Source organism: Pseudomonas extremorientalis (genome assembly GCF_024584605.1).
Lineage (GTDB): Bacteria > Pseudomonadota > Gammaproteobacteria > Pseudomonadales > Pseudomonadaceae > Aquipseudomonas > Aquipseudomonas extremorientalis.
In genome coordinates this window covers 6084967-6099380 of sequence record NZ_CP089519.1, presented here as the reverse complement: position 1 = coordinate 6099380, position 14414 = coordinate 6084967, and the positions used below count along the sequence as shown (strand labels likewise).

At 62.1% G+C, this 14414-nt stretch carries 11 protein-coding genes; 5 read left to right on the top strand and 6 right to left on the bottom strand.

What is annotated here, in order from left to right:
- Positions 1 to 132: 132 nt before the first annotated feature.
- Complete coding sequence (ubiD, locus tag LUU92_RS27760) at positions 133 to 1599, top strand: 4-hydroxy-3-polyprenylbenzoate decarboxylase (protein WP_071490463.1); 1467 nt, start codon at positions 133 to 135, stop codon at positions 1597 to 1599.
- A complete protein-coding gene (locus tag LUU92_RS27755) occupies positions 1599 to 2567 on the top strand; it encodes a CDP-6-deoxy-delta-3,4-glucoseen reductase (RefSeq protein WP_071490462.1) in 969 nt (322 codons plus the stop codon). Before ubiD ends, LUU92_RS27755 begins: the two co-directional genes overlap by 1 nt.
- On the opposite strand, the gene LUU92_RS27750 is transcribed toward LUU92_RS27755, so the two are convergent.
- The gene (locus LUU92_RS27750; RefSeq protein WP_257102920.1) at positions 2564 to 3046 is read right to left on the bottom strand and encodes a sn-glycerol-3-phosphate transporter; all 483 of its coding nucleotides are present in this window, start codon (positions 3044 to 3046) and stop codon (positions 2564 to 2566) included. The two genes, LUU92_RS27755 and LUU92_RS27750, sit on opposite strands and share 4 nt — an antisense overlap.
- Before the next feature lie 329 nt (positions 3047 to 3375).
- On the opposite strand from LUU92_RS27750, the gene LUU92_RS27745 reads away from it, so the two are divergent.
- Entirely contained in the window at positions 3376 to 5763 is a 2388-nt protein-coding gene (locus LUU92_RS27745; RefSeq protein ID WP_257102919.1) for a TonB-dependent receptor plug domain-containing protein, read from the top strand.
- Positions 5764 to 5789: 26 nt separating this feature from the next.
- A complete protein-coding gene (locus tag LUU92_RS27740) occupies positions 5790 to 6443 on the top strand; it encodes a gamma-glutamylcyclotransferase (RefSeq protein WP_093514087.1) in 654 nt (217 codons plus the stop codon).
- Here LUU92_RS27740 and glpT read toward each other — a convergent pair.
- Both glpT and LUU92_RS27730 read right to left on the bottom strand, forming a co-directional pair.
- Positions 6440 to 7777, bottom strand: a complete 1338-nt coding sequence (gene glpT, locus LUU92_RS27735; protein ID WP_025857408.1) for a glycerol-3-phosphate transporter — start codon at positions 7775 to 7777, stop codon at positions 6440 to 6442. The two genes, LUU92_RS27740 and glpT, sit on opposite strands and share 4 nt — an antisense overlap.
- 187 nt (positions 7778 to 7964) lie before the next feature.
- Positions 7965 to 8942, bottom strand: coding sequence for an NADPH:quinone oxidoreductase family protein (locus tag LUU92_RS27730; RefSeq protein ID WP_071490458.1), 978 nt, complete (start codon positions 8940 to 8942; stop codon positions 7965 to 7967).
- A 150-nt stretch (positions 8943 to 9092) separates the two neighbouring features.
- Here LUU92_RS27730 and LUU92_RS27725 point away from each other — a divergent pair, with 150 nt between their 5' ends.
- Positions 9093 to 9500, top strand: coding sequence for a flagellar basal body-associated protein FliL (locus tag LUU92_RS27725; RefSeq protein WP_032884296.1), 408 nt, complete (start codon positions 9093 to 9095; stop codon positions 9498 to 9500).
- A gap of 96 nt (positions 9501 to 9596) precedes the next feature.
- On the opposite strand, the gene LUU92_RS27720 is transcribed toward LUU92_RS27725, so the two are convergent.
- Genes LUU92_RS27720 through LUU92_RS27710 form a run of 3 tightly spaced genes read right to left on the bottom strand, consistent with a single transcriptional unit; the run spans position 9597 to position 14394 of the window.
- Positions 9597 to 10715 (bottom strand): ABC transporter permease, encoded by a 1119-nt coding sequence (locus tag LUU92_RS27720; RefSeq protein ID WP_071490457.1) that lies wholly within the window; start codon positions 10713 to 10715, stop codon positions 9597 to 9599.
- A complete protein-coding gene (gene rbbA / locus LUU92_RS27715) occupies positions 10715 to 13432 on the bottom strand; it encodes a ribosome-associated ATPase/putative transporter RbbA (RefSeq protein ID WP_257102918.1) in 2718 nt (905 codons plus the stop codon). The genes LUU92_RS27720 and rbbA overlap by 1 nt, the downstream gene beginning before the upstream one ends.
- Positions 13429 to 14394 carry an HlyD family secretion protein gene (locus LUU92_RS27710; RefSeq protein ID WP_071490455.1) on the bottom strand — a complete coding sequence of 322 codons (966 nt, stop codon included), beginning with the start codon at positions 14392 to 14394 and terminating at the stop codon, positions 13429 to 13431. The genes rbbA and LUU92_RS27710 overlap by 4 nt, the downstream gene beginning before the upstream one ends.
- Between the last annotated feature and the right edge of the window lie 20 nt (positions 14395 to 14414).

Genomic DNA, 14414 nt, shown 5'->3' with positions numbered 1-14414 from the left:
GACGTTTCAGGTCCTGAAGAATGGCGCCCCCAGGGGCGCCATTTTTTTGTGCCCGTTTTTTAAGCGCTCCTGGCAGGCAAACGCACCCGGGAGCAGGTAGGATGTACGCCTATTTTACGGGTGGCATGGTTAATGAAATTCAAGGATCTTCGGGATTTCGTGCAGCAACTTGAGCAGCGCGGAGAGTTGAAACGTATTCAGATGCCGATTTCCCCGGTGCTGGAAATGACTGAGATTTGCGACCGTACCCTGCGCAACAAGGGCCCGGCGCTGCTGTTCGAGAACCCGACCGGCTTTGATATCCCGGTGCTCGGCAACCTGTTCGGTACGCCGGAGCGCGTGGCCTTTGGCATGGGCGCCGAGTCGGTCAGCGAATTGCGCGAGATCGGCAAGCTGCTGGCCTTCCTCAAGGAGCCCGAGCCGCCCAAGGGCCTCAAGGATGCCTGGTCGAAGCTGCCGATCTTCCGCAAGATCATTGCCATGGCCCCCAAAGTGGTCAAGGACGCGGTGTGCCAAGAGGTGGTCATCGAAGGCGATGACGTCGATCTCGCCATGCTGCCGGTGCAGACCTGCTGGCCCGGCGACGTCGGCCCGCTGATCACCTGGGGCCTGACCGTCACCAAAGGCCCGAACAAGGACCGCCAGAACCTCGGCATCTACCGCCAGCAAGTGATCGGCCGCAACAAGGTCATCATGCGCTGGCTGAGCCACCGTGGCGGCGCGCTGGACTACCGTGAGTGGTGCGAGAAGCATCCCGGCAAACCCTTCCCGGTCTCCGTGGCCCTGGGTGCCGACCCCGCCACCATCCTCGGTGCCGTGACCCCAGTGCCCGACAGCCTGTCCGAATACGCCTTCGCCGGTCTGCTGCGCGGTAACCGCACCGAGCTGGTGAAATGCCGCGGCAACGACCTGCAAGTACCGGCCACTGCCGAAATCATCCTCGAAGGCGTGATCCACCCGGGTGAAATGGCCGATGAAGGCCCTTACGGCGACCACACCGGCTACTACAACGAAGTCGACAGCTTCCCGGTGTTCACCGTCGAGCGCATCACCCATCGGATCAAACCGATCTACCACAGCACCTACACCGGCCGGCCGCCGGACGAGCCGGCGATTCTCGGCGTGGCACTCAACGAAGTGTTCGTGCCGATCCTGCAGAAGCAATTCCCGGAGATCACTGACTTCTACCTGCCGCCGGAAGGCTGCTCGTACCGCATGGCCATCGTGACCATGAAAAAGTCGTACCCAGGTCATGCCAAGCGGGTAATGCTCGGTGTGTGGTCGTTTTTGCGACAGTTCATGTACACCAAGTTCGTTATTGTCACCGACGACGACATCAACGCCCGCGACTGGAACGACGTGATCTGGGCCATCACCACGCGCATGGACCCCAAGCGCGACACGGTGATGATCGACAACACGCCAATCGACTACCTCGACTTCGCTTCGCCGGTGTCGGGCCTGGGTTCGAAGATGGGCCTGGATGCCACCCACAAATGGCCGGGTGAAACCACCCGCGAGTGGGGCCGGGTGATCGTCAAGGATGAAGCCGTCACTGCCCGTGTCGATGCGATCTGGAAAGAATTGGGAATAGATTGATGCGTGTAACCCTGCAACCTTCCGGCGCCGTGCTGGAGCTGGTCCCTGGCGAGCGAATCCTCGAAGGCGCACGCCGCCTGGGCTACGAGTGCCCACAGGCCTGTCGCAACGGTGTGTGCCATGTGTGCGCCGCGCTGTTGGTGGAAGGCCGCGTGCAGCAGGCCGGTGAAGTGCGTGATCACGGTGAGTTCTACACCTGTATTGCCGAGCCGCTGGAAGATTGCATTGTGTTGTGGGATGGCGTGCTGGCGCCGGGAGAGTTGCCGTTGCGCAAGCTGTCGTGCCAATTGAGTGAATGCGTAGAGGTCGGTGGCGATGTGTGGCGGGTGCGCCTGCGTGCGCCGGCTGGCAAGGCGGTGCGTTACCACGCCGGGCAATACCTGATGATCGAGCGGGAGAATGGCGAGAAATCCGCGTTCTCCCTGGCGTCGGCGCCTCATGCCGGGCGTGAGCTGGAGTTACATGTACTGGCCCGCGAGGACAGCGCGCGCACTTTGCTTGCGCAACTGCAGCGCAACCAGATGGCCCGCGTCGAGCTGCCGTTTGGCGACACCCACCTGGCCGAGCTGCCCGATGGGCCGCTGGTGTTGATCGCCGCCGGCACCGGCATGGCGCAGATGCACAGTCTGATCGAACATTGCCGCGCCTCCGGCTTCAAGCACCCGGTGCACCTGTACTGGGGCGTGCGTCGCCCGGAAGATTTCTACGAGATCGAACACTGGGATCAGTGGCTGCAACTGCCCAACCTGTTCCTGCACAAAGTCGTCAGCGATCTGTGCGGTTGGGAAGGGCGCTGCGGGTTGTTGCATGAAGCGGTGTGCGAAGATATTGCCGACCTCAAGTCGGTGCACGTCTACGCCAGCGGCTCACCGGCCATGATCTATGGCACTTTGGATGCGTTGGTCGAAGCCGGCATGGATGCGCACCAGATGCGGGCTGATGTGTTTGCCTATGCGCCGCGTGCTTAAAATCGTACGCCGGTCGTCACCATCGCTGCATTGAACCCCAGCAACACCAATTCCGCCGCCACCGGCCCGTAATGGGCGCCCACCGACGGAATGATCACCGGCGCCACGCCGAAACGGTTCAACGGGATCTTGTCGCGGTACTTGCCGCGATAGCCCTGGATCGCCCCACCGGTCAGCTTCAGGTACACCGGATAGTCCGCCAGGTCGTAGCGTTTACCCGCGTACGCGTAGAACGAGCGCTGGCTGAACGAGTTGCGAAACGTCGCCCCGCCATACACAAAACCTGAGGCTTCATTGCGCTCCAGGCCGATCAGGTCCTGGTTGTTGTTGTGGTCCGGGTCCGGCGCAAAGTGCCGGGTGTAGACGCTGGTCTGGGCGTACCAGAAACCTTTGTCGTCCTCGGTGGCTGGTGCTTCGCCCGCCAGAGCGGTGGTGGCCTGGGCCAGGAACAGCAGGCCAGGCAGTCGGAATTTTTTCATGGGTGCGACCTCGATAGTCGGTTTGACAGGCGGCTAGGTGGGTCGGGACGTGTGCGCTATTTTGACGGCTTGGCGCGTTCCCAGGCTGAACCGGGGCTGAAACTACCGGGATTGGCACGCGCAATCCTGACGAATGGGCGAGTTTGCATATGCAATCGCTTATGCTTTAAAGGTATTTAATTTGTTACATGAATATCCCTAAGCTATATCGCAACGGACTACCGACTCATTCACAACCACCAATCACTGACCGCCACCGCCCGCCAGCCGGACCGATCGTATGAACTCAGAACGCGACGTTCTGGTTTTTTGATTCAAAGGGGAGCGGTATGGGGAGCTACAAGCAACACGCGCTGTACACGGCGATTTTGTCAGCCAATTTGCTGACCGTCGTGGGTTTCAATCCTGTCTTCGCGGCCGAAACCTCGGCTACCGATGCACCCAGGCTCGACACCGTGATCGTCACCGGCACCCGGGCCCAGGAGCGTACGGCCAGTGCTTCGCTGTCACCCATCGATGTGATTTCCGGCGATACCCTGCGCAGCACCGGCTCCGATGAGCTGGGCGCAGTGCTGGCGCGGCTGATTCCGTCGATCAACTTCCCGCGCCCGAGCCTGGTGGATGGTGCTGAGCTGGTGCGTCCTGCGCAGTTGCGTGGCCTGTCGCCAGATCAGGTGCTGGTGCTGGTCAATGGCAAGCGTCGCCATACCAGCGCGTTCGTCAACCTGGGCGGTGCGGTGGGTCGAGGCTCGGCGCCGGCGGACCTGAATGCGATCCCGCTGTCGGCGGTAGACCATATCGAGGTGCTGCGCGATGGCGCTTCCGCGCGCTACGGCTCGGACGCCATTGCCGGGGTGATCAACGTGATCCTCAAGCACGCCGACCATGGCGGCTCGATCTCTACCAAGTTCGGCGAATACAAGAAGGGCGACGGTATCCAGCGTAATGTCAGCGGCAATACTGGCCTGGCGTTGGGCGATAACGGCTTTATCGACCTCTCGGCCGAAGGTGCCGATAACGATTACACCAACCGTGCGGGAGATGATTACCGCCCAGGCAGTGTCGGCTCCACCACCTACGGCCAGCGCGTGTTTCGCCAGGGTGAACCGGCCACCAATGAAGGCAAGTTCCAGTTCAACTCGGAATATTCGTTCAACGATGCCGCCGAGTTCTACACCTTCGGCGGCTACAGTAAGCGGCGCGGTGAGACGGCGGCGTTCTACCGGGCGAGCAACGCGTCCAATAACATCCCGGCGCTCAACCCCAACGGTTATCTGCCGCTGATCAAGGGCAACCTGGAAGACACCTCGCTGGTGGTGGGCCTGCGCGGGCTGTTGGCCTACGACTGGCACTACGACCTGTCGGCCAACTACGGCAAGAACCAATACGAGCTGGGCACGGAAACCATCAACACCTCCCTGGGCCTGGCCACGCCGCGCAAGTTCGACAACGGCACCCTGAGCAACGACCAGAAGCAAGTCAGCCTCGACCTGTCCCGTGAGTTCGACGTGGGCTTGCTGCCATATCCGGTCTCCGTGGCCTTTGGCGGTGAATACCTGCGCCAGGGTTACGAGATTGAAGCGGGTGAACCGGCGTCCTACTACCAGACCGGCAGCTCGGGCCTCGGTGGCTTCCGTGATGCCGACGCCGGCAGCAGTTCGCGCCACAACTGGGCCCAGTACCTGGACCTGGAAACCAACTTCACCGAAAAACTCAGCGCATCGGCCGCCGTGCGGCATGAGGATTACAGTGACTTCGGTTCCAATGTCAGCGGCTCGCTGTCGGCCCGTTACGACTTCACCCCGCAGGTGGCCTTGCGCGGCAGTATCTCCAACGGTTTCCGCGCACCGTCCCTGGCGCAGCAGAACTTCGCGTTTACCTCGTCGCAGTTGATCGGCAGTGACATCCGCGAGGCCGGCACCTTCCCGGCGTCGAGCCAGGTGGCCCGCCTGCTGGGCGCGGAAGACCTCAAGGCCGAGAAGTCGCGCAACTACAGCCTTGGCCTGGTACTGGAACCTGCCGACGACCTGACGGTAACGGTGGACGTGTACCGCATCGATATCCGCGACCGTATCAGTCTGTCGTCCAACCTCAACCTGGACCCGGCCACCCAGGCCTATCTGCGCGCCAATGGTGTCGGCAATATCAACTACACCACTGCGCGCTACTTCACCAACGCCACCGACACCAGCACCGACGGCATCGACCTGGTGGCCAACTATCGCTATCAGTTCGATAACGGCATCCGTTGGAACAGCACCGTAGGCTACAACTACAACCACACCCGGGTGACGGACGTGAAGCCCAACCCGGCCATCCTCGATAGCCTGGGTGCCAACCTGGTGCGGGTGGACCGTCGCGAGAAGAGCGGTTTGTTGGGCGATACCACGCCTGAACACAAACTGAGCCTGGGTAACGACTTCACATTCGGCAATTGGGCGCTGCACAGTAACCTGGTGCGCTATGGTGAATTCACCAGCTACCAGGCCGACAAGGTCAACGACCAGACCTTCAAGGCGGCCTGGGTCCTGGATTTGTCGGCGGACTACAAGTTGAAGAACTGGACCTTCACCCTGGGCGGCGACAACGTCACCGATAAATATCCGGAGAAGGTCAACGCGTTTGCCAGCAGCGGTGGGAATTTGGCCTATAGCACTTTTTCGCCGTACGGTTACAGCGGTGCGTTCTATTACGGTAAAGTTGCCTACAACTGGTAACGCACAGGAGACCTAAGCGATTTGCCATGACCGTTATTGAATCCGATCTCTTGCAATTGGCTTACCCTCCGCGGCTCGATCTTGGGCCGCAACTCACTCACGAACAGTTGATGAGCTCGATGCAGGCCACTATGGCGCGGCATAAGGGTGGGCCGGTCTGGTTATTCGCTTATGGTTCGCTGATCTGGCGCCCTGAATGCTCCTCGACCGAGCGGGTGCGGGCACGGGTCCACGGTTATCACCGGGGTCTGTACCTGTGGTCCCATGAGCATCGGGGGACACCGGAGTTGCCGGGATTGGTGTTTGGTCTGGATCGCGGCGGCTCCTGCAGCGGATTTGCCTACCGTTTGCCGGACGATCAGTTGGAGGCCTCGCTGTACGCCCTGTGGCAGCGCGAGATGCCTTACCCGTCCTACCGGCCACACTGGCTCAGCTGCCGTCTGGAAGATGGCAGTACCGTACAGGCGCTGGGGTTTGTGTTGGAACGGCACTTGCCCAGTTACGCCGGTAACTTGCCCGATATCGTGCTGAACCATGTGCTGCAAAGCGCTTGCGGGCGTTACGGCACCACTCGCGATTATGTCGAGCAGACCGTCAACGCCCTGCGTAGCCACGCCATGCCAGATAAGAACCTGGAGGCGCGGCTCAAGCGCTGTGCAAAGGATTGCCCAGGCGGTTAACGCGCCGAGCTGACGCTGTTGGTGTGCCACAGCGTTGGGATCAGAAAGGCGATTGCCAGCAGGCACGCGCCGATCAGCAGCACGAAACCACCGTCCCAGCCGAAATGGTCCACGGTGTAACCCATGGCCGCACTGGCAGCCACCGAGCCGCCCAGGTAACCGAACAGGCCGGTGAAGCCCGCAGCGGTGCCGGCGGCTTTCTTCGGTGCCAGTTCCAGCGCCTGCAGGCCGATCAGCATCACCGGGCCGTAGATCAGGAAGCCGATGGAGAACAGCGCGATCATGTCGATCATCGGGTTGCCCGGCGGGTTGAGCCAGTACACCAGGGTCGCCACAGTCACCAACGCCATGAACACGATGCCGGTCAGGCCACGGTTGCCACGGAAGATCTTGTCCGACATCCAGCCGCACAACAGCGTGCCCGGGATACCGGCCCACTCATAGAAGAAGTACGCCCACGACGATTTATCCACCGTGAAGTGCTTGGCTTCTTTCAGGTAGGTCGGTGCCCAGTCCAGTACGCCATAGCGCAGCAGGTAGACAAACACGTTGGCGAAGGCGATGTACCACAGCATTTTGTTGCGCAGCACGTACTTGACGAAGATTTCCTTGGCGCTGAATTCGTCTTCGTGGCTGGCGTCGTAGCCTTCCGGGTAATCGTTCTTGTATTGCTCGATTGGCGGCAGGCCTACCGATTGCGGGGTGTCGCGCATGGTGATGAAGGCAAAGGCCGCGACCAGCAACGCCACGGTGGCCGGTACGTAGAACGCCGCGTGCCAGTCGTTGAACCAGGCCATGCCCAGCAGGAACAGCGGGCCGATCAGGCCGCCGCCGACGTTGTGCGCCACGTTCCACACCGACACCACGCCGCCGCGTTCTTTCTGCGACCACCAGTGCACCATGGTCCGTCCACTTGGCGGCCAGCCCATGCCCTGGGCCCAACCGTTGATGAACAGCAAAATGAACATCATGGTCACGCTGGACGTCGCCCAAGGTGCGAAACCGAAAATGAACATCACCCCGGCGGAAACCAGCAGGCCGAAGGGCAGGAAGTAGCGCGGGTTGGAGCGGTCGGACACCAGGCCCATGAGGAACTTGGACAGGCCGTAGGCAATCGCGATAGCCGACATCGCCAGGCCCAGTTCGCCGCGGGTATAGCCCTCGTCGATCAGGTAAGGCATGGCCAGGGAGAAGTTCTTGCGCAGCAGGTAGTACCCGGCGTAACCGAAGAAAATACCGGCGAAGATCTGCCAGCGCAGGCGTCGGTAGGTACTGTCTATTTTTTCTTCAGGCAGGGGCGCCTGATGTGCGGCAGGACGAAAGAAAGCAAACATTCAAGAGCTCCAGATTTCTTGTTTTGACTGCGGATGCGAATGTTACAGTTTCGTTACCGAAAATAGCATCGCCTCTTATCTGTAAACAACAAGAAATGAACCCTAATGAATGTTCCCTTACGAACACCGGAGATCAAAATGTGTGAGGGGAGCTTGCCCCTCCCACATTGACCCTATTTCAAATTTTTTATCGAGTCTGGACGACCACTTTACCAACCGCCTTGCGCTGCCCCAGGTCATTGATTGCCTGGGCGGCCTGTTCCAGCGGATACACCTGCGACACCAACGGCTTCAACTTGCCCTCGCCGTACCAGGTGAACAACTGTTGGAAGTTCGCCGCATTATCCTGCGGCTGGCGCTGAGCGAACGAACCCCAGAACACCCCTACCACCGCCGCGCCCTTGAGCAGCGCCAGGTTCACCGGCAACTCCGGAATGCGCCCGCTGGCAAACCCCACCACCAGCAAGCGGCCGTTCCAGGCGATGGCGCGAATGGCCTGGTCAAACAGGTCGCCCCCCACCGGGTCGTAGATCACATCGGCGCCATTGCCGTCCGTGAGGCGCTTGATCTCGTCTTTCAGGCTGGCTTCGCTGTAGTTGATCAACTCATCGGCGCCGGCGGCCTTGGCCACCGCGAGTTTGTCGGCGCTGCTGGCGGCGGCGATCACACGGGCGCCCATGGCTTTGCCGATTTCCACGGCGGCCAGGCCCACGCCACCGGAAGCGCCGAGTACCAGCAGGGTTTCGCCGGCTTGCAGGTTGGCCCGTTGCTTGAGCGCGTGCATCGACGTGCCGTAGGTCATGCTGAACGCGGCGGCGGTGTTGAAATCCATGCTCGGCGGGATCGGCAGTACGTTATAGCCCGGCACCGCGACCTGTTCGGCAAAGCTGCCCCAGCCGGTCAGCGCCATGACCCGGTCACCGACTTTCAGGTGGCCGACTTTTTCGCCCACTTCACTGACCACGCCTGCCGCCTCGCCACCCGGCGAGAACGGAAAGGGCGGCTTGAACTGGTACTTGCCCTCGATGATCAGCGTATCCGGGAAGTTGACCCCGGCCGCGTGCACGTCCAGCAGGATTTCGTTCTTCTTGATCGCAGGGCTTGCGACATCTTCCAGCACCAGGGTTTCGGCAGGGCCGAAGGCTTTGCACAGCACAGCTTTCATCGGACTATTCCTTTTGGCGTCGTGGCCGATAAGTGTAGGAGGGTACGCCCGTGGGTCAACGAGCATGCCCAGGCCTGATAAGCCGCCATAAGCTTGTGCTCTGCCTTGCTAGCGTTATGCTACCCGGCAACCGAATGTGAGGAATGAACTGTGAAAGCGTGGATCCTGTTGATGCTGGCCCTGACCTTGCCGATGGCGGCCCAGGCCGAAGAAGCCAAAGAAGGCGAGGCGCCGAAGGTCAGCTATATCAGCCTGAGCCCGCCGTTCGTGGGCAACTACGGCCTGGATGGCACGGCGAAACTCAAGGTGTTCAAGGCCGACATCGCCCTGCGCGTGACCGGCACCGAAGCGGCCGCCGCCGTCAAAGCGAACGATGCGTTGATCCGTAACCAGTTGGTGGCGCTGTTCACCCAGCAGACCAACGAGGCGATGAGCACCGTCGAGGGCAAGGAAAAACTGCGCCAGGAAGCCCTGAAGCAGACCCAGCAAGTGATGAACGACGAAACCGGCAAACCGGTGGTGGAAGACCTGTTGTTCAACAACCTGATCATCCAGTAACCGCAGCGCGCCCATCGGGGGCAAGCCCCCTCCCACAGTTGGAATGCGATCAAATGTGGGAGGGGGCTTGCCCCCGATGACGGCGGTACAGGCGCCTCAGGACGCCAGGCTTTTCCTGAACCGCGCCAACGCCACCACAAAAAACACCAACCCAATCCCCGCCAGCGCCAGCAAGTCCGGCCACACCACGCTCACCCCTGCATCACGAAACAGAATCGCCGCACTCAAACTCACAAAATGCGTCGACGGCGACCCCTGCATCACCCACTGCAACCACTCGGGCATGCTGTCCAGCGGCGTACTGCCGCCTGAGAGCAACAGCATCGGGATAATCACCGGAATCGCCAGCAGGCCGAATTGCGGCGTCGAACGGGCAAGCGTGGCGAGGAAAATCCCCAGCGCCGTGCTGGCAAACAGGTACAGCGCTGTCACGAACAGGAACAACCCCAGCGATCCGGCCAGTGGTACACCGAGCAAGCCTTTGACCACCACCTCCAGCGACAGCCAGGTGCACAGCACCACCACCAGCATGTTGCTCCAGATTTTTGCCAGCATGATTTCCAGCGCCGTCAGCGGCAGCACCAGCAGGTGGTCGAGGGTGCCGTGTTCACGCTCACGCAGCAGGGCAGTGCCGGTGAGGATAATGGCGAGGATGGTGATGTTGTTGACGATCTGGATCACCGCCAGGAACCAGCCGCCCTCCAGATTGGTGTTGAACAGCGCCCGGGTAGTGAGCTGCGCGGGTGCCCGGCTGGCGGCATCGGCTTGTCCGCTGTAGGTCAGCAGTTCTCGCTGGAAAATCCGCCCGATATAGCCCGCCCCCATGAACGCCTGGCTCATCGCCGTGGCATCCACATTCACCTGCACCCCCGGCTGGCGCCCCGCCAACAGGTCCGCCTGGAAGTTCGCCGGCACATTGATTACGAAGGTGTACTTGCCGCTGTCCATGACCCTGTCCAATTGGTCATAGACCAACGGTGCAGGCGCCTGGAATTCGGGCGGTTGCAGCGCTTCGGCCATCTGCCGTGAGAGGGCGCTGTGGTCTTCATCGACAAACGCTACGCTGGCATTGTGCACACCGATCACCGAACCGGCGGCGGGCATATAGATGGCGACGGTGAAGGCGTAGAACAGAAACAGCAGCAATACGCTGTCGTGGCGCAGGCTGGTCAGTTCCTTGATTCCCAGCCGCAGAATGTGCGCGAACTTATGCATCAGGCCTCCTGCTTCTTGAGCATGACCAGGCTCAGCCCGGTAAACCCGACGAAGAACCCGAACAGCGCCAGGCACTGGGGCCACAACTGGCGCAGGTCCAGGGCCTTGGTGAAGGTGCCCACGGCAATATCCAGGAAGTGCCCCGCCGGAAACAGCATACCCATCAAGGCCGCCGCGCCCTCCAGGGACGAGCGCGGCACGATCAGCCCGGAGAACTGGATCGTCGGCAAGCTGGTGATGATCATGGTGCCGAGGATCGCCGCGATCTGCGTGCGGGTGAAGGCCGAAATCAGCAGGCCCATGCTGGTGGTCGCCAGCACGTAGAGCAGGCCGCCGAACGCCAGGGTGAGGGCGCTGCCCTTGAAGGGTACGCCGAACAGCCAGCGGTTCATCGCCACCAATACCGCCAGGTTGACCAGGCTCACGACCAGGTACGGTGCCTGTTTGCCGAGCAGGAACTCCAGTCGGGTCAGCGGCGTGGCGTAGAAGTTGGTGATCGAGCCCAGCTCCTTTTCGCGCACGATGCCGAGCGCGGTGAGCATGGCCGGGATAAATGCCAGGATCAGCGCCATCACTCCGGGGCCGATGGCATTCACGCTGACCACGTCCTGGTTATAGCGAAAGCGCGTTTCCAGCCTGGCGGCGGCCGGGGTGTTGCGCGGCAGGCTGCTCAGTTCGGCCAGTTGCTGCAGGTTCTCCTGATGCACGGCCTCGACATAGTTACGGCTGGTTTCCGCGCGAAACGGCATGCCGCCGTCCAGCCACGCGGCCACTGTAGGCTGGCGGCCGGCATAGAGATCGCGACCAAAACCAGGCGGGATCTCCAGGGCCAGTTTGATTTCTGAACGTTGCAGGCGCCGGTGCAGTTCAGTCGAGTCCTGGATCGGCGCTTGCTCGGCGAAATAGCGCGAACTGCGAAACGCCTCCAGGTAGGCGCGGCTTTGCGGCGTCTGGTCCTGGTCGTAGACGGCGAAGGCGAGGTTTTCCACATCCAGGGAAATGCCATAGCCGAAGATCACCATCATGAACATCGCCCCCAGCAGGGCGAAGGCCATGCGTACTCTGTCGCGCAGCAGTTCCTTGCCTTCGCGGCTGGCCACGGCCGCTAGCCGGGCCAGGCTGAACCCCCGTTTACTCATGGGCGGTGTGCTGGTTCCGCTGACAGTCTTGGCGGGCGCGGTAGGCTCGGCTTCGCCCTGGGCGCGCTCCAGGCAGGTGACGAACGCCGCTTCCAACGTATCGCCGTGGAATTGCTGTTGCAGCGCATCCGGCGTATCGCAGGCCAGCACCTTGCCCGCGTGCATCAAGGAGATGCGGTCGCAGCGCTGGGCTTCGTTCATGAAGTGTGTGGACAGGAAGATGGTCACGCCTTGCTCGCGGGACAGCTCGATCAGCAATCGCCAGAAGTCATCCCGGGCGGCCGGGTCGACGCCCGAGGTGGGCTCGTCGAGAATCAGCACTTCCGGACGATGCAGCACCGCCACCGCCAATGACAAGCGCTGCCGCAGGCCCAAGGGCAGCTCGCCGGACGGTTGCTCGGCGACGTCACCGAGGTCGAAACGCTGGATCAGCTCATCGATGCGCGGGCCGCTGTCCGCCTTGGGCAGGTCGAACAGTTGCGCATGCAGCACCAGGTTCTGGCGCACGCTGAGTTCGCCGTACAGCGAGAAGCTTTGCGACATGAAACCCACGCGCTTGCGGGTGGCCAGGTCCTTGGCGTTCACCGGGTTGCCCAGCAGCGTCGCGCTGCCCTCGGTGGCCGGCATCAGCCCGGTGAGGACTTTCATGGTGGTGGTCTTGCCGCAGCCGTTGGAGCCGAGGAAACCGAAGATCTCGCCGCGACCAATGGCGAAGCTGACCTTGTTCACTGCGGTGAAAACGCCAAAACGCAGGGTCAGGTCATGGGCCTCGATGGCGATATCGGTGTTGTCGCTTTGCCTCGGCGGGATCACCAGCGGCTGGTTGTCGTGAGCGCTGTCACCCTGGAAGTGGGTGAAGGCTTCGTCCAGCTTACCGCTGGGTGTCGCGGCGGCCAAGTCGCTGCTCAGGCCATCGGCGATCAGCTTGCCGCGATCGAGCATCAGGCAGTGTTCGAACTGCTCGGCCTCTTCCATGTAGGCCGTGGCCACCAGCAGCGTCAGTTGCGGGCGTTCGCTGCGTACGCTGTCGACCAGTTCCCAGAAGCGCCGACGTGACAGCGGGTCGACGCCGGTGGTGGGTTCGTCGAGGATCAGCAGGTCCGGGTCGTGGATCAGCGCGCAGCACAAACCGAGCTTCTGCTTCATGCCGCCGGAGAGCTTGCCCGCCGGGCGTTCGGCGAAACGCGCGAGGTCGGTGGCCAGCAGCAGGTTGTGCATGCGCTGGTCGCAATCGGCTTGGGACAGGCCGAACAGCGTGGCAAAAAAGCGGATGTTTTCGCTGATGGACAGCTCGGGGTACAGGTTGCCGCCCAAACCCTGGGGCATAAAGGCAATGCGCGGGTACAGGCTGTTGCGGTGGCGGCGATCTTCGATGGCGCCGCCGAGCACCTGCAACTGGCCGTCCTGGAGCTTTTTAACCCCGGCGATCAAGCCCAGGAGGCTCGACTTGCCTGCGCCATCCGGGCCGATCAACCCGCAGCGCGTACCAGCCGGCAGGCTGAAAGTGATATCAACCAGGGCCTGTTGCTTGCCGTAGCGATGATTGATGCCCGTGGCCTGCAGCGCCAGGGCGGTCATTGCAGGTTGGCCGGCCAGTCAATGTCAGCCGTGCGCACATAACCGGCGCCGGGCATGCCCGGTTTGGCCTGGGGCACGGCGCTGGGTTGGGTCAGGCGCAGTTTGACGCGGAATACCAGTTTCTGGCGTTCGTCGCGGGTTTCCACTTCCTTGGGGGTGAACTGGGATTTGGCGGCGACGAAGCTGATCCTGGCCGGCAGCGGCTGGTCGGGCAGGGCGTCGAGCAGGATGCGTGCGTCGCTGCCGACGGTGAGGCGGCCGGTCACGGAAGCGGGCAGGTAGAGGTTCATGTACTGATCATTAGGGTCGATCAGTAGCAGCACGCGGCCACCCGCGCCGAGCACTTCGCCGGGCTCGGCCAGGCGCAGCTGGATGATTCCGTCGATGGGCGCGCGCAGGCTGCTGTCGTCGATCTCGCTGGTGAGCTGGGCGACCTGGGCCTGGGCGGCGCCAATCGCGGCTTTCACCGAATTGACCTGGGCCTGGGCGGCAATCACGGCGGCGTTGCCGGTGTTCTGCCGGGCTTGCTGCTGGTCGATCAACTGGCTGCTGGCGAAGCCGCGCTTGTACAGCTCCTGGGTGCGCTTGAGTTCCTGGTTGGCCAGCAGTTGTTCGCTCTGGCGCAGTTGTACATTGGCCTCGGCAGCGGCGAAGTTTTCCTTGGCGCGCAGCACTTCGGCTTCGGCCTGCGCGCGTTGGGCTTCGAGGGTGCGGGTGTCCATGCGCGCGAGCAGTTGGCCTTTGAGCACCTTATCGCCTTCGTCCACCCGCACTTCGGCCAGGCGCCCGGGGATCTTGGCAGCGATCTGCACTTCGGTGGATTCCAGGCGCCCATTGCCCATGCTCAGGCCTTCGGGCAGGCGGTCCTGGGTGGAGCGCCAATAACCGAAGCCGCCGGCACCCAGCAACAGGGCGATGAGGGCAACGGCGAATAGGCGGGAGGTGTGGTGGTTCGTCGACATGGCTGCTTCCTGCGGCGTTA